This window comes from Corynebacterium sp. LaCa_23, assembly GCF_058182375.1.
On the sequence record NZ_CP190825.1, the window covers coordinates 2,178,699 to 2,194,898 of the forward strand.

Below are 16,200 nucleotides of genomic sequence, written 5' to 3' on the forward strand. Positions count from 1 at the left end.
GATCTGGCGCCTCCCGCTGAGGCGCCAGATGCAAACGTACATATACGTATATATAAGAAAGCGGCCTACTGCGCGTCCGCCGCGGCCTTGTCCTGGTTCTCGGCCTTCTCAGGGGCTTGCACCTTGCGCGCGGTCCAGCGGTAGATGAAGCTGAGCGCGGCGATAAATAGCACTATGCCGAGCACCGTCGCGGAGGTACCGCCGGAAAAGACCTCCAGCGGGCTATCCCCGCCGGAGCCGGCGATGATGGCGGCATTGACCACACCGAAGAGGGACTCGCCCACGATGAGGCCGGTGGCCAACAGCGTACCCATGCGCTTGGCAAACTCCGGGCGGGATTGGCGTGCGGCCCACTTATTATAAAAGGTACCCAGGATGGCGCCGATGGGAATGACGATGGTCAGTGCTGCGGGCAAGTACATGCCCATGCCGACGGCAAGCGGAGACAGCGAGCCCTTGGAAGTGAACTTGTGCAGGCACTCGTCCACGATGATGAGAACGGCACCAATGCCCATGCCGGTAAAGATAAGGCTCCAATTCAGCGAGTTTTCAAATATGCCGGAGGCCACCGAGGACATCAGGGCGGCCTGCGGGGCGGCAAGGGCATCCTCGCCGGCACCTTCCATGCCTTGGAAGCCAAAGCCGGTGAGCATGAGCTGCAAAATCGGCGGGATGACCAAGGAGCCGAAGACCACGCCAATGATCAGCGCCACCTGCTGCTTCCACGGGGTAGCACCCACCAATTGACCAGTTTTAAGATCCTGCAGGTTGTCATTGGAAATGGTGGCAATGCCAAAGACGATGGCCGCGGTAAAGAGCGTATAGGCCACCAGCGAGAGCGGCTCCGCGCTGGTGCCGCGGGTCACGGCCGCAATAACCAGCGAGGCGGTAAGCACGGCGATGACACCGATGGAAGAAATGGGCGAGTTAGACGCACCAATCAAACCGGCCATGTAGCCACAGACGGAGGCGATGATCAGGCCCACCAGCAGGGTAAAGAGCACGGAGACGGTAATGAGCACCACCATGTGGTCATGGATATCGGTGCCCTGCACGAAGTCCCAGAGCAAGAGCGCGATGGGAACCATCAGCACCACGATGGTGGTGACCACATAGGGGAAGGGAATATCGCGCTCGGTGACATCGACCGCGCCGCCAGATTTGCGGGTGCGCGATGAGGCCAAGGACTGGCGGATGCCCACGGTAATCGGGCCGGCGATCTTGATGAGCGTCCAGATGGCGGCAATGGCCATGGTGCCCACGCCGATGAAGCGGATGTCATCGGCGAAGGTGGTATCGACGACATCGGCAAGCGCGGCAGCAGGCCCCACATCGCCCGCGGTGCGGATGGGCAGCAGGACGAAGTAGGAAATGACCACGCCGACCAGCATCGCGATGCCAACCGGCAGGCCCACCAGGTGTCCGACGCCAATGAGCGCGGTGGACAGGCTAGCGCCCAGCGTGGTGGCGCCGGAGCCGAGCTTGAAATAGGTAGACACCTCGGCGGCCGCGGCCTTCATCGAAGTCAATAGCGCCATCGCGGCGGAAACCAGGCCGCCGACGACGATGACGCGCAAGCCCTTGGCATTCTCCCCGTGGCTGGAGTCGTCGCCGCTTTCATCGCCAACCCGGAGGACCTCCGCGGCGGCAACGCCTTCCGGATAAGGAAGATCGGAGCCAGTCACCAGCGCGCGGCGCAGCGGGATGGAATACATCACGCCCAGCACGCCGCCGATGATGCAGACGCCTGCAGTTTTGAAAAATCCGAAGCCCTGCCAATAGCCCACCATGACCAGGCCGGGCAGAACGAAGATGATGGCGGACAACGTGCCTGCAGCCGAGGCAATGGTCTGCACAATGTTGTTTTCTTTGATGTTGTGCCCGGCAAACCGGCGCAACACCGCCATGGAAATCACGGCGGCGGGAATGGAGGTGGCAAACGTCAGCCCCACCTTCAGGCCCAGGTAGACGTTGGCGGCGGTAAAAATGAGGGTAATCAGGCCACCGATGATGACCCCGCGCAGGGTCAACTCGGGCAGGCTGGCCTGTGAACCGGCGGCGGAAGCTTGCGTAGACGCCATGCCAGGTCCTTTCTAGTATTGCTTTACTGTTTTTAATCTCAACCATCTTCGCGTCGGCCACCGGAAGGCACCTGGCGGGAAGATGGGGAAAATTCTAGGCCACCGCCGCCCCGTGTACCTATTCCATTTAATTTATGGCTTACTTTATGGCCCGCGCACGGCAGGGTACCGTGGGGTGCATGACAAATATCTTTGACAGCGTACGCAGTGACCGCGACACCATCTTCCGCCAGCTCAGCGAGCTCGTGGGATTCAATTCCGTGCACAATGAGCCGGGCTTGGAAGACCAGGCCCAGGGCGCTAGCCAGTGGGTGAAGGCCGCGCTGGAAGAAGCCGGGGCAACGGTAGAAACCATCGAGACCGCCGATGGCTCCACCGCCATCTTGGGCGAGCGCAAGGGCGAGGAAGGTGCCAAGACCGTTCTGTTGTACTCGCACTACGATGTCGTGCCCGCCGGAGACCGCGCGGCCTGGGAATCCGATCCGTTCACCTTGACCGAGCGCGCCGATGCCGAGGGCACCACCCGCTGGTACGGCCGCGGCGCGGCGGACTGCAAGGGCAATGTGGCCATGCACCTGGCGGCCCTGCGCGCACTGGAGGCCAATGGCGGCACGAAGGTGAACCTGAAGTACCTCATCGAAGGCTCTGAAGAGCGCGGCGGCGAGGGCCTGTCCCAGCTCATCAAGGACCGCCCGGAGCTTTTCGCTGCCGATGCCATCCTGATTGCAGATGCCGGCAATGCCGCCGTGGGCCAGCCCACCTTGACCACCTCCCTGCGCGGCGGTGCGCAGATTGAGGTCGAGGTCAATACCCTGGCCGCACCCGTTCACTCCGGCCAATTCGGCGGCGCGGCCCCGGATGCGGTGAAGGCGCTGATGCGCACGCTGGATTCGCTCACGGATGAGTACGGCCGCACCACCATCGATGGCGTGGATACCAGCGCCCACTGGCAAGGCCAGGAATACCCGGCCGAGGCCTTCCGCGGCGATGCGCAGCTGCTCGAGGGCACCGAGATCATGGGCTCCAAGGACCCGGAGGGTGCTACCCCGGTGGCGGATATGGTGTGGTCCCGCCCGGCCCTTTCCGTAACCGGCTTTACCTCTACCCCGGTGGCTGAGGCCGTCAACGCCGTGCCCGCTACCGCGGCCGCCAAGCTGAACCTGCGCGTTCCAGCAGGCACCGATGCCCGCGCCATCGGCGAGGCCGTCTGCGAGCACGTGAAGAACCACGCCCCGTGGGGCGCGCACGTCAAGGCTGAGGTTGTGGAGGCCAATGCCGGTTTCTCCACCGACCCGGAAAAGCCCGCCGTCGCACTATTGGGACAGTGCCTCTCCGAGGCCTACGGCAAGGACACCGCGGCACAGGGCATGGGCGGTTCCATCCCGCTAACCACCGAGCTGCAGGAGGCACACCCCAACGCGGAAATCGCCCTCTACGGCGTGGAAGAGCCCAAGTGCACCATCCACTCCGCCAATGAGTCCGTCGATCCCACCGAGATCGAGCACGTCGCCGCCGCAGAGGCTCTTTTCTTGCAGCGCTACGCTTAAAAAGCGCGCAACGGCGGCATATAATACTGTGCACGAAAAGTAATCTTTCGAAGTTGTGGAAAAACCGGTAAACTTTTGACGAGTTGACCCCGTTTCCGGCCACGCTACTTGCACAAGTGGGACAGTTCGTACTCGGCCGAGTGCGAACTGTCTTGGTGTGTATATGCTCCCGGCGCATATGCCCCACGCACCGCGGCACCGAGGGTCTGAGAACTTGACACAACCTAAGGAGCGCAGATTCCAACGTGCTAATACTTCTGGGTGCCCTCATCGTTGCCACCGTGGTTGCACCGCTGCTCATCATGAATGTGGGCCGCCCAGCCTTTGGTTTATTGGCAATAGTTCCCGGTGTCGGTTTCGTGTGGACCCTCGCGCACTTTGCCCGGGGCACCTTCCGCGATGGCGGCACGCTGAATTACACCATCGAGTGGATGCCGGCCGCGCACCTCGCCGTGGATCTGCGCATGGATGCCCTAGGCGGGCTCTTTAGCCTCATCATCTTAGGCATGGGCGCGTTGGTCCTGCTGTATTGCTGGGGTTATTTCGATTCCACGCGGCGCCGGCTTGCCATGTTCGCCGGCCAAATGGTGGGCTTTGCCACCGCCATGTTTGGGCTGGTGACCTCCGATAGCCTGCTGCTCATGTACGTCTTCTGGGAGATCACCTCCCTCCTTTCGTACCTATTGGTCAGCTACTATGCCGAGCGCGCCTCCTCGCGCCGCGCCGCGCAGCAAGCCCTGATGGTCACCGTCTTGGGTGGCCTGTCCATGCTGATGGGCATCTGCCTGCTCGGCCGGCAGACCGGGGCGTGGACGTTTAGTGAAATCCACGCCTACGATCACTTCCCCCAAACGCCATACGTCACCGTCGCCATCGTGCTCATCCTGGTCGGCGCGCTGACCAAATCCGCCATCGTGCCGGCGCACTTCTGGCTGCCGGGTGCTATGGCAGCGCCAACGCCGGTCTCGGCGTACCTGCACTCCGCGGCCATGGTTAAGGCCGGAATCTACCTGGTCGCGCGCCTGGCACCGGATATGTACGAGGTAGCCACCTGGCACCTCGTGGTCATTTCCTTGGGCGTGTTTACCATGCTGCTCGGCGGCTGGATGGCGCTAAAGCAAAAGGACCTCAAGCTCATTTTGGCCTATGGCACGGTCTCCCAGCTGGGCTTTATTACCTCCATCGTGGCGGTTGGCTCCCGGGAGGCCATGCAGGCGGGCCTGGCGCTGACCTTTGCCCACTCGCTCTTTAAGGCCGCGCTGTTCATGGTGGTCGGCGCCATCGATCACTGCTCCGGCACGCGCGATATTACAAAGCTGTCCGGCCTCGGCCGCAGGCAGCCCTTCCTCTACGGCATCGCGGTAATCTCCGCCCTGTCCATGGCTGGTGTTCCCCCGCTCTTTGGCTTTGTGTCCAAGGAGGCCGTGCTGGAATCCACCATGCACGAAGAACTACTCATTGGCATGCCGCGCAATATGATCCTGGTGGCCTATGTGGCAGGTTCCATCCTCACCATGGCCTATGCCCTGCGCTTTTTGTGGGGTGCCTTTGCCTCCAAGAATCTCCCTGACGATAAGGACGGCGTCTCTAAGGCCGTAGCCACGATGCACAAGGTCAACGTGGGCCTGTGGCTCGCCCCGGCAGTGCTCACCGCGCTGACCATCGCGCTCGGCCTTGCGCCGCAGGCGCTCTCGGCGGCCATCGATCAGTACCTCGATTCCACCTTCGGGGCAGGCGAGCACCACGGCCTGGCCCTCTGGCACGGGTGGTCGGTGACCTTGGGTGTCTCCGCCATCATCATCGTGGCCGGCATCATCGTCCACTGGCGCCGCCAGGTGCTGGAGCAATGGCAGTTTGCGTACCCCGCGCTTGGCGATGCCGACGCCGTCTACGACAAGGTCATTTCCACCCTGCGCAAGCTCTCCCTGCGCACCACGGCCGTGACCCAGCGCGGTTCGTTGCAGCTCAACCTGACCGTCATCTTCGCCACCCTCATGGTGCTGCCGCTGACCATGCTGATTACCGGTGATCTCACGGATATCCGCATGGTGGTTGCGGAAAATCCCTGGCAGATTGTCGCCGCCATCATCATGATGGTGGCCGCCATCGCCGCCACGGTGACCGATAACCGTTTGTCTGCCGTCATCATCGTCGGCATTACCGGTTATTCCCTGTCCTTCGTCTTTGCCATCCACGGCGCCCCGGACTTGGCGCTGACCCAGCTGCTGACGGAAACCATCATCATGGTGCTATTCATGCTGGTGCTGCGCCGCATCCCGGCATCTACCGAGTGGAAGCAGGACCCGAAGATGGGCCGCCTGCGCGCGTGGCTCTCCGTCGGCACCGGCCTGACCGTCACCATCGTGGCGATGTTCGCCATCAACGCGCGCTCTGCCGAGCCCATCTCGCAGTACATGCCGGAGCTGGCCAAGGAGATTGGTCACGGTGCCAATGCCGTCAACGTCTTGCTGGTGGACCTGCGCGCCTGGGATACCTTTGGCGAGATCACGGTGATCATCATCGCCGCGCTCGGCGTGGCCTCCCTGATTTATCGCACCCAATCCTTCTCTAGGGACAGCCGCCGGCCAACCCTGCAGGTCACGGGCCGGCGCTGGCTGGCCGCGGGCGCGGAATCGGAGCAGGCGCTCAACCGCTCGCTGATGATCGACGTCTCCACCCGCGTGCTCTTCCCTTCCATGATGGCGCTGTCGTTCTACTTCTTCTTCGCCGGGCACAATGCGCCAGGCGGCGGCTTCGCCGGTGGCCTCGTGGCCGCGCTCGCGCTCATCCTGCGCTACTTGGCCGGTGGCCGCGCGGAGCTCGATGAGGCCCTGCCCATCGATGCCGGGCGCACCATGGGCGCTGGCCTCTCCTTCTCCGCCCTGGCGGTGGTGGTGCCGATGTTCTTTGGCCATCCGCCGCTTACCAGCGGATATACCTCGCCCGAGATCCCGCTTATCGGCGCGGTCTCGCTGCCTTCGGCGCTGGTCTTTGACTTAGGCGTCTACCTCATCGTCGTGGGGCTCACGCTCTACGTGCTCAGCTCGCTCGGCGCCAAGCTGGATGAGGAAGAAGAGATGCGTAAGCAGCGCGCCCGCGACCGCGCCCGCTCCCTTGCGCGGAAGAACCGGGAGCGCAGCACCAAGCAGAAGGCCCAACGGTCACAAAAACAAGAAAAGAAACAAGAAAAGGTACCAGCCGCAACGAGCTCCTCCGGCCCAGACTCCGGGGACAACGCAGGAAAGGAGAAATAAATGCAAGCGAACCTCTTCCTCCTGCTCGCCGCCGGAGTGATGGTTAGCGCGGGCATCTACCTCTTGCTCGACCGCGCCATGACCAAGATGCTGCTCGGGCTGCTCTTGCTGGGCAATGGCGCCAACCTCTTCATGCTGCAGGCCGGTGGCCCGGCGGGCTCACCGCCCATCGATGGCCGCGAGGCCCAGCCTTATGGCAGCGATATTGCAGACCCTCTTACCCAAGCGATGATTCTTACCGCCATCGTCATCTCCATGGCGCTGACGGCTTTCATCCTCACCTTAGCCTACCGCCAGTACCGCTACCGCACCGCCGACGTCATTGAAGATGACGCCGAAGACACCGCGATTGCCGCCAAGGCCTCCAAGCCCGGCAATGCCGCGGCGAGCGCGGATCATGATGCCTCCAATGACCCCGCCACCGGGCGGGCCACCAAGGAAGGCGATAATTTCGGCCCCGAATCCTTCGAGGAGCCAGTGAAGGGAGCCGAAGATGACTGAGCCATTCCACCAGGCGGCCGAGGCGATGTATCCATACGTCGGCGCCCTCATCCCGCTGCCGGTTATCATCCCGGCCGTGGCCGCGGCACTCTCTCTGCTTTTTGCCCGCATGCCTAATGTGCAGCGCCAGATTGCCTTTTTCTCCCTGCTGATTACGGCTGCGGTAAACGCGAGCCTGATCATAATAGTGGATTTTCATGGCATACAGACCCTGCAAATAGGCGGCTGGGATGCGCCGGTGGGTATCACGTTGGTCGCGGACCGGCTCTCCACGATGATCCTCTTTACCTCCTCCGTGGTGCTGTTCTCCGTTATCTGGTACGCCATCTCCCAGGGTGTGCGCGATGGCACCAAAGATGAACCGGTCGCGGTCTTTTTGCCTACCTACATGCTGCTGACCATGGGCGTGAATATCTCGTTCTTGGCCGGCGACCTCTTTAACCTCTACGTCGGCTTTGAGGTCTTCCTCGTCGCCTCGTACGTGCTGTTGACCTTGGGGGCATCGGCAGGCCGCGTGCGCGCCGGCGTGGGTTATGTGATGGTCTCGATGGCCTCATCCATGATCTTCCTGCTGGCGCTGGCGTATGTCTATGCTTCCGTCGGCACCATGAACATGGCGCAGATTGGCCAGCGCATGCAGGACATCCCGGAGGGCACCCGCACCGCCATCTTCGCCACCTTGCTCGTGGCCTTTGGCATTAAGGCCGCGGTGGTGCCGCTAGCCGCCTGGCTGCCGGACTCCTACCCCACCGCGCCCTCGCTGGTGACGGCCGTCTTCGCCGGCCTGCTGACCAAGGTCGGTGTGTACGCGATCATCCGCGCGCGCACGTCCATCTTTACCAATGGTGGGCTCGATACCGTGCTGATGTGGGTGGCGCTGGCCACCATGCTGGTGGGCATCCTGGGCGCCATCGCGCAGACCGATATTAAGCGTCTGCTGTCCTTTACCCTGGTCAGCCACATCGGTTATATGATCTTTGGCGTCTCCTTGGGCACCGCCCAGGGGCTATCCGGCGCCATTTTCTACGCCATCCACCACATTCTGGTGCAGACCGCGCTTTTCTTGGTCGTCGGCCTCATCGAGCGCCAGGCCGGTACCTCCTCGCTCCGGCGCCTGGGCTCGCTGATGTATTCCGCCCCGCTTATCGCCGTGCTGTATTTCATCCCGGCCATCAACCTGGGCGGCGTACCGCCGTTCTCTGGTTTCTTGGGCAAGATCATCCTCATTCAGGCAGGCGCCAATGAAGGCTCCTGGCTGGCATGGGTGCTTATCGGTGGCGCACTGGTGACCTCGCTGCTGACTCTTTATGTCATGATGCTGGTCTGGGCCAAGGGCTTCCAGCGCGATCGCGCCGATGCCCCCGAGGGCAACGTCGCCCTGGCCCGGCCTGCCCCGCTTTCCGATATCACCGATGAGGTCGAGTTCTCCTCCCGCCAGGACGTTGGCCGAGTGCCGTTCGGCATGCTGGGTGCCACCGCACTACTGGTCATCGCCTCCACCTCGATTACCTTCCTCGCCGGCCCGATTTCCGGCATTACCTCCCGCGCGGCCGAATCCGCGCAGGATACCTCCATTTATCAGTACGCCGTATTGGGCGAAAACGCCGATAACCCCACCCGGCACCTTGACCAGAAGGAGCGCTACGAAGGCGGCGCGGACTCCTACAAAGAGCGCAGCCACCTGCTGCCGGATCCCGGCCCGGCCCACGATCCGAAATCCGCCGCGCCGGAGACTCCGAGCGCAGAAACGCCGAGCCCGGAGACACCGACTTCGAAGACGCCGAGCGAGGATGCGCCGGGGAAATCGGGGGCATCGGAAAGCCCTACGCCAGTAAAGAAGGAGGCCCGCGATGACTAAGAGCCGCTTTGCCGGTGTGCGCTACCGTTTCCGGCCGTGGTTTACCGTCTGGATCACGGTCATGTGGTGCATGCTCATGGGCGAAATCACGGTAGGCAATGTGGTCGGCGGCCTCCTCGTCGCCCTGGTCATCGTCTTTGCCCTGCCGCTGCCGGCGATGCCCATTGCCGGCGTCGAGGTCGCGTGGGGCAAATTCTTCCGCTACATGCTCCGCTGGTTCTGGGAGCTGTTTTACGCCTCCCTCAAGGTGGGCTGGCTCGCCTCAAGGCCGCAGCCGCTGCCCAAGACCGCCATCCTGGAATTGCCGATGCGCCTAGAAAATGAGTTCATCCTCTCCCTTGCCGTGACGCTATATAACCTGCAGCCGGGTGGAACGGTGACGGATATTGACATCGCCAATCGCATGATCACCATCCACATCCTGGATGCCCGGGATGAGGCGCAGATCCAGCGCGAAATCGATGCCGTATCCCGCCTAGAATCTTCCATGATCGAGATCTTTGAAAGGAGCCACCCATAATGGATCCGCAGATCTATCACGCCATCCTGCTGGTTCCCGCATTCCTGCTGTGGGTCTCCGTATTAATCACCGTCTGGCGCATTATCACCGGGCCCAACTCCCTCGACCGGCTGGTGGGAATGGATGGGTTTACCGCCATGTTCCAATGCGCGCTGGCGACCTATATGTGCTGGTCGCTCGATACCTCCGTGGTCTCAGCCATGCTGGTCATCGCGCTGCTCGGCTTCATCTCCACCGTGTCCGTCACCAGGTTTAGGAAGAGGGATAACCAATGAGTTGGTCTTTAATCGCCGATATCCTCTCGCTCATCCTCGTCATCAGCGGCAGCCTGCTCATCCTCGCCGCCGCCATTGGCCTGGCGCGCTTTAAGGACACGATGTCCCGCGTGCATGCCGTGAGCAAGCCGCAGACCACCGGGCTCATCCTCACCATCATGGGTGCGTTCATCCGCATCACCGGGGCAGAATCATTCAGTATGGCCGAGCGTGGTGATTTGGGTATGCTTATTTTGCTGGTACTGTTTGCGATGTTTACCAGCCCGGTGACCGCGCAGCGCACCTCACGTATCGCACGCCGTGAAGGCCTGTACGGTTCCGAGGAATCGATGTCGCGCAATGACCGCCCCGCCGGCCGTTCGCTGCGCCGCAAATAGGAGGCACCTTTAACCGTGAAAAAGCTATACGGACTGCCTACTCTGGCTACCCTTTTGGTTGCCTTCTTCATCTTCAGCATCTCCCGCTATAGCAAATACGACGGTCCCAATGCCTTCATCTGGCGCGTGCCGCTGGATTTGAAGATTTACTGGCTCGCCGGCGGCGAGGTGGCCGAGGGCGCCAACCTCTACGACAACGCCTACATTGGCAACCTACCTTTTACCTACCCTCCCTTTGCCGGCACGCTATTCAAGTGGATTTCCTCGCTTGCCGATGACCCCCTTATCATCCTCTGGCAAGGCGGCACCATCCTTGCCTTATTGGCCGTCATCCTCATGGTCTTCCACGAGCGCGGCCTCAAACTATCGCCGCTGACCTGGGTCGTCGCCATCCTGCTGGTGCTCTGCGCCCCGGCTGTGGAGCCGATGTACGGCACCTTGTTCTACGGCCAGATCAACGTCTTTTTGATGTTCCTGGTCGCCCTCGACCTCATTCCTAAGAAGTGGGCGCTGCCCGGCGTTGGCATCGGCCTCGCTGCCGGTTTGAAGCTCACCCCGGCCTTCATGGGGTTGGTGCTCCTATTCCAAAAACGCTGGTGGCAGGCGGTCATCAGCGTCCTTACCTTCGCGGTGACCGTGGCGATTGGTTTCGTCACCATCCCGGACGCCGAGGTGTTCTGGACCGATGCGATCTTCAATTCCTCCCGCGTGGGTGAACACACCAACCCGGGCGCGCAGTCCATCCGCTCGCTCATGGTGCGCGCGTGGGGCATCGACGGCGGCTGGATGTGGCTCGCCGCCGTCGCGGTCGTCTTCGTCCTGACCTGCCTGGCACTGCGCACCGCAATGAAGCACAAGAATAACTCCGCCGCCATGGCCTTGGCCGGCATTAGCGCGTGCTTGGTCTCGCCCTTTTCCTGGTACCACCACTGGGTCTGGGTCTTCCCGCTGGCCATCGTGGTCCTCATCTCCGTCAACCAGGCACTGGGCAAGCGCCTGCGCGGTGTCATCGGCGCGCAAGTTGCAGCGCTGGTCTCCTTCGCGGCCATGTGCGTGGTGCTCTTGCCATACGTCTCCGCGGCGTTCTGGCTCGAAGGCGCGAACCGCTCGCTCAACCACTGGGATTTCCAGCCCTGGGCGATGCTCTTTTTCACCGGCTCCGGCATCCTCTACATCGCCTTTTATGCCCTGTGGGGATTTATCCCCGGCACCCAGCCCAGCGAGGACGACCTCCACGGCGACCCCCATGGCGGCCAACACGCTGGTCAGCACGCTGCTCAATCGCAGCACCATGCCCCGGTGCAGCAAGGCCAGCCGCAGCACGCTCAGCCCCAGCACTCCCAGGCGCAGCGCACCCGAGCAGCCGGAGCTCCCGCGTCTGGCGTTTCCGCAACCGGCACAGCCGCATCCGGCACAGGTGCGTCCGGCACTGCCGCACAGGGGTCTGCCACCGCCGATGAAACCGCAGAGTTCCCAGTCTTTAACCCCGAGACCCGCGAGTTTCCCTCCACCGAGGGCTATACCGACATCCCGGCTCCCCCGTCCTACGGCGGCCGCCACGCTCGAGACAACGGCTAGGCAGCGCACACGTCGCGGATAGCTACCTGCTGTGTGGCACTAGGCGTGCGGTCACTGAGCGCGCACGCTTAGCGCTGGCCATCGGTTCGCTGATTAGTAGTTAGCTGATTAGCGCACCGGCCGGAAGGTGTGCAGCTCCCGGCAGGTTTCTTCGACGACATCGCGCCAGCTGCCGGTTTCTTGGAAGAGGCGGCGTTGGCGTTCGTATCCGGCGCCGCCGTCGATAATTTCGTGCACTAGGGCCAGCTCTTCCGCGCAGCCTAGCTCACGGGCTAAGGGAGTGAGCTCTTCTACCATCTGGGCCAGTTCATCTTTGACCCAAGCCTCGTCGGTGTCGCGCGAGGTAATAACGAGGGCATCCATGCCGTAGCGCGCCCCGCGCCATTTGTTTTCCGCCACGTGCCACGGCTGCAAGACGGGCAACTCCTCGCCCGCGTCGATCATGCGGTCATAGTGCACGACCAAGCAGTGCGTGAGCGCGACGACGGCGGAGAGCTCCCGCAGATTCGAGGTGGCATCGGATACGCGCACCTCCACGGTGCCCCACTTCGAGGCTGGGCGGATATCGAAGTGCATCGAGCCGGTGTGGTTAATGACCCCGGAGATAGCCTGATCCCGCATATAGGACTGCCACTCGCCCCACGTGAAAAACTGGTAGGGCATGCCGGCGGTGGGCAGCTGTTGATAGAGCATCGTGCGATTGGAGGCGTAGCCCGTATCCAAGCCTTCCCACCCCGGCGAGCAGGCAGAGATAGCCAAGAGGTGGGGGTACTTTGTCATCAGCGCATTGATGATGGGCCAGACGCGATCCTCGTGGCTGATGCCCACGTGGACGTGGGTGCCCCATAGCAGCATCTGCTTGCCCCAGTACTGGGTGCGGGCGATGATCTCTTGATAGCTGGGTTTATCTGACAGCGGGTTTTCCCGGAAATCCGTAAACGGGTGCCCGCCTGAGGCCCACACATCGATGCCGAGCTTATCCGCGGCTTCCTCCACGGCGGCCAGCGAAGTTTCTAGCTCCGCCATGGCTTCCGGCACCGTGGTACAAATGCCCGTGACTAGTTCCACCGTATTCTGCAGGAATTCCTTTTCCACGTGAATATCGGGGTGGGCGGCAGTGGCGAGATCGATCAGCTCAGCCCCGCGCGGGACGAGATCGCGCGAGTCGCGGTCCACGAGCGCGACTTCCCATTCCACCCCGAGCGTGGGCTCGGGGGAACGGGCGAATACTTCTGCCGGAATCTTCACTGGTCCAGCTTAACGGGTGGCAGGTAATATTCCATGAATTTTATTTAGGCCTGGGGGACGGCGAGAGCGACCACGACGGCGCCGTCCTCGGTGGCTTCCTTGGGCAGGTCCTTATTCATGGGCTTTACTTCTGCCTGGTAGCGCGCGGCTACCTCCTTAGCCAGCGACTCCGCGGAGGCATCGCCCTCAGGGTAGAAGACGGTGGTCTTGGGCACGGTCAAAACGTCGCCTGGCAGGTTGCCCACATAGCCCACCTTGAAGCCGCCGTCCTTCAACACATCGGCTTCGTTCTTGGCCTTATCGGATTCGCCGGAATTATTAAGAACGCTGACCTTAATGTCATTGCGGTCGCGCGCGGCAGACGGCGCATCATTGCCGCCGGCCCGGGCTTCATCCCCGGCGCGGCCTTCACCGTGCTGATCGCGCGCGCCGGTATCGCGGTTGGCGTCGCGGTTAGCCTCGCCCTCGGCGCCGCCGTTCGGGTGCGCGTTCTCACCCTCGCGAGGCGGCTGGTTATTGGCGCCATCGGCACGGGAACCATCGCCGCGCGCGCCATCCGCGGCAGGGCCGCCGGCGCCGTTGCCTTCTTGGCCGCCATTGGCGGAGCCGTCTGACTTCGACTGCTCGGAATCGGAAGCGACGGTCGAATCATCGTCCTCCGAGGTCATGGCATAAAGGCCCCACAGGCCAAGCATCACGGCCACGGCGATAAGCACCATGGCGAGCCCGCGCAGTGGTAAACCGCCCTTCTTGGCGTGGGCTCCTCCCCCACCGCCGCCGGTTCGGGCCGCAGCAGCCCTGGCGCCTGCTCCGGCGCCGGCAGCAGCGGCAGCGTCCTCGCCGCCTACCCCATCGTCATAAGCGGCGTCATAATCGCCGTCGTAGGCGTCGTCATAGTAAGCATCGCCGTAATCGGCCGCGGCGGCATCGCCGGCGGCGTCGTCGAATTGCTGGTCGTATAGATTATCCGGATTCTCTTTAGTCACTTCAGTAACACTAGTAGCAGGTTCTAACGCGGTGGGGTATTTCCCCGCGCGGCGCGCCGCGTATTTTCGCGCTCCTCCCGCAGGCGCTTTAGCCGGGCCACCAAGAGGGGATGGGATTCGGCGGCAGCGGGGGCATCAAGAAGCAGGTTCAACCGTTGGTGATAACGCACCGGCGAGATATCCAGCTGCGCGCGAATGGCCTCTTCCTTGCGGCCAATGCTGCGCGGGGCGGTTTCCTCAAAGTCCAAAATGGCGGTGTCTAGGTCAGACAAGGGGTTCATGCTTAAACTGTAGAACATGACTATTCGTCCCATCGTTATCCACGGCGAGCCCGTGCTTCATCAGCCCACCACGCCGGTGGAAGAATCCGAGATTTCCAGCCCCGAGATGCAACAGCTCATCGCGGACATGTACGAGACCATGGAGGTCGCCCATGGCGTGGGCTTGGCTGCGAACCAGGTGGGCATCGGCAAGCGGCTCTTCGTGTACCACTGCCCCGATACCGAAGGCCCGGACGGCACCGAGCTGCCCGCGGATAAGGCCGGCATGCGCAAGGGGTGTGTTATCAACCCGGTGCTGGAGACCTCCGAGATTCCAGAGACCATGCCTGCCGATGACGGCTCCGACGACGAAGGCTGCCTCTCCGTGCCGGGCGAGGGCTTTCCCACCGGCCGCGCCGACTGGGCGCGCGTGACCGGCAAGGACGAGCACGGCAACGATATCACCGTGGAAGGCTACGGCTTTTTCGCCCGCTGCTTGCAGCACGAAACCGGCCACCTCGATGGCTACGTGTACACCGATACCCTCATCGGCCGCTACAAGCGCCAGGCTAAGAAGGCCATTAAGCGCAATGGTTGGACCGAGCCGGGCTACTCCTGGATGCCGGGCGAGGACGAAGACCCCTTCGGACACGACGATTAATCATGTCCCGCATCTTTCGCTCCGATGACGTGCAGGTAGGCGATCGCGTCGTGGCCCGGCGCGATTTCGGCGGGGTGCATAGCGATGTCATCGGCCATGTCCTCAGCCTCGAGCCGCTGGTCATCCGCCCGCAGCAGGTCGGCGGCTACCCTTCCGATCTCGAGGCCGTGGAGATCGCGCCCGAGCAGCTGAAGATTATCAAGCGCCTTTCGCCGCGCATGGTGCGCAATTCCGATATCCGCGCCGTCGAATACGCCACCGCCCAGGCCTTTCCCGGCAAGGAGCACACGTGGACCGCGGACGGTTCCTGGCTCATGCGCGCCGGCGATGGCGTAACGGGCCGGTCCAATTCCGCCGTCCCGCTCGGGCCCTCCGCGGGCTTCAACCCGGTGCCGCTCGCGGAAATCACGGAGTTCTACCGCCGCCACGATCTCCCGGTGCGCCTGCTTATCCCGGAGCGCATTGGCAAGCCTGCAGAGCGCCTGCTTGCCGATGCCACCTGGCACACCGAACCCGAAATCCTCGTCATGGTCCTGCGCGATCTCGCAGACCTTTCCGCCGAGGCCCCGGGGTCCCACCCCAGCGGCGCGGAGTTTCGCATCGATGCCCAGCCCGATGACGCATGGCTGCAGATGTACCACTTCCGCGGCCAGGCGCTGCCCGCCGAGGCCCTGGAGTACCTGCGCGCCCGCATCGAGGGCACGATGGGCTTTGGGCGGCTCGTTATTGACGGCGAGACCGTCGCCATCACCCGCGGCACCATCACCGAATCCGGCGACGGCACCGCCTGGCTGGGATACTCCGCCGTGGAGGTATCGCCCGCGCACCGCCGCCAGGGCTTAGGAGCGCTTTTGGGCCAGCACATGCTGCGCTGGGGGCGCGAGCAGGGCGCGAAGCACGCCTACCTCGATGTCCTGGCTTCTAATACCGCCGGCATTCGCCTGTACGAAAAGCTGGGGTTCATCGAGCAACACCGCCAGATCTACGCCCGGCTGCGCGACTAGCCCGCCGCCCGCGGCCTGGACTAGTCCGGGCCATTGCCCGCGCGGTACTG

At 62.9% G+C, this 16,200-nt stretch carries 14 protein-coding genes; 10 read left to right on the top strand and 4 right to left on the bottom strand.

The features are described from left to right. Nucleotides 1-65: 65 nt before the first annotated feature. Complete coding sequence (locus ACP8IT_RS10410; RefSeq protein WP_490290049.1) at nt 66-2,081, bottom strand: OPT family oligopeptide transporter; 2,016 nt, start codon at nt 2,079-2,081, stop codon at nt 66-68. 179 nt (nt 2,082-2,260) lie between these two features. Between ACP8IT_RS10410 and ACP8IT_RS10415 the strand changes: the two genes are divergently transcribed. From ACP8IT_RS10415 to ACP8IT_RS10450, 8 genes are all read left to right on the top strand, one after another. Further along, entirely contained in the window at nt 2,261-3,628 is a 1,368-nt protein-coding gene (locus ACP8IT_RS10415; RefSeq protein WP_490290050.1) for a dipeptidase, read from the top strand. 245 nt (nt 3,629-3,873) lie between these two features. Continuing rightward, a complete protein-coding gene (locus ACP8IT_RS10420) occupies nt 3,874-6,882 on the top strand; it encodes a Na+/H+ antiporter subunit A (RefSeq protein ID WP_490290051.1) in 3,009 nt (1,002 codons plus the stop codon). Further along, nucleotides 6,883-7,383 carry a Na(+)/H(+) antiporter subunit C gene (locus ACP8IT_RS10425; protein WP_005279466.1) on the top strand — a complete coding sequence of 167 codons (501 nt, stop codon included), beginning with the start codon at nt 6,883-6,885 and terminating at the stop codon, nt 7,381-7,383. Continuing rightward, nucleotides 7,376-9,241, top strand: a complete 1,866-nt coding sequence (locus ACP8IT_RS10430) for a Na+/H+ antiporter subunit D (RefSeq protein WP_284610806.1) — start codon at nt 7,376-7,378, stop codon at nt 9,239-9,241. The genes ACP8IT_RS10425 and ACP8IT_RS10430 overlap by 8 nt, the downstream gene beginning before the upstream one ends. Next, the gene (locus tag ACP8IT_RS10435) at nt 9,234-9,761 is read left to right on the top strand and encodes a Na+/H+ antiporter subunit E (protein ID WP_005279462.1); all 528 of its coding nucleotides are present in this window, start codon (nt 9,234-9,236) and stop codon (nt 9,759-9,761) included. The genes ACP8IT_RS10430 and ACP8IT_RS10435 overlap by 8 nt, the downstream gene beginning before the upstream one ends. Next, nucleotides 9,761-10,036, top strand: a complete 276-nt coding sequence (locus ACP8IT_RS10440; protein ID WP_023018012.1) for a monovalent cation/H+ antiporter complex subunit F — start codon at nt 9,761-9,763, stop codon at nt 10,034-10,036. Before ACP8IT_RS10435 ends, ACP8IT_RS10440 begins: the two co-directional genes overlap by 1 nt. After that, the gene (locus ACP8IT_RS10445) at nt 10,033-10,413 is read left to right on the top strand and encodes a monovalent cation/H(+) antiporter subunit G (protein ID WP_005279458.1); all 381 of its coding nucleotides are present in this window, start codon (nt 10,033-10,035) and stop codon (nt 10,411-10,413) included. The genes ACP8IT_RS10440 and ACP8IT_RS10445 overlap by 4 nt, the downstream gene beginning before the upstream one ends. A gap of 15 nt (nt 10,414-10,428) precedes the next feature. Further along, nucleotides 10,429-11,991, top strand: coding sequence for a glycosyltransferase 87 family protein (locus tag ACP8IT_RS10450; protein ID WP_490290052.1), 1,563 nt, complete (start codon nt 10,429-10,431; stop codon nt 11,989-11,991). A gap of 108 nt (nt 11,992-12,099) precedes the next feature. Here the strand turns inward: ACP8IT_RS10450 and ACP8IT_RS10455 are convergent, their stop codons facing one another. The 3 genes from ACP8IT_RS10455 to ACP8IT_RS10465 are packed head-to-tail and all read right to left on the bottom strand — an operon-like array spanning nt 12,100 to nt 14,524. Next, nucleotides 12,100-13,239 (bottom strand): glutamate--cysteine ligase, encoded by a 1,140-nt coding sequence (locus ACP8IT_RS10455; protein ID WP_023029269.1) that lies wholly within the window; start codon nt 13,237-13,239, stop codon nt 12,100-12,102. 44 nt (nt 13,240-13,283) lie between these two features. After that, nucleotides 13,284-14,225 (bottom strand): LytR C-terminal domain-containing protein, encoded by a 942-nt coding sequence (locus tag ACP8IT_RS10460; protein WP_490290053.1) that lies wholly within the window; start codon nt 14,223-14,225, stop codon nt 13,284-13,286. Nucleotides 14,226-14,248: 23 nt separating this feature from the next. After that, on the bottom strand, nt 14,249-14,524 hold the full coding sequence (locus ACP8IT_RS10465) for a DUF3263 domain-containing protein (protein WP_237799576.1): 276 nt from the start codon (nt 14,522-14,524) through the stop codon (nt 14,249-14,251). On the opposite strand from ACP8IT_RS10465, the gene ACP8IT_RS10470 reads away from it, so the two are divergent. Beyond that, nucleotides 14,523-15,146, top strand: coding sequence for a peptide deformylase (locus ACP8IT_RS10470; RefSeq protein WP_005284937.1), 624 nt, complete (start codon nt 14,523-14,525; stop codon nt 15,144-15,146). The two genes, ACP8IT_RS10465 and ACP8IT_RS10470, sit on opposite strands and share 2 nt — an antisense overlap. 2 nt (nt 15,147-15,148) lie before the next feature. Continuing rightward, nucleotides 15,149-16,150, top strand: a complete 1,002-nt coding sequence (locus ACP8IT_RS10475; RefSeq protein ID WP_278723219.1) for an N-acetylglutamate synthase, CG3035 family — start codon at nt 15,149-15,151, stop codon at nt 16,148-16,150. The last annotated feature ends 50 nt before the right edge of the window (nt 16,151-16,200 follow it).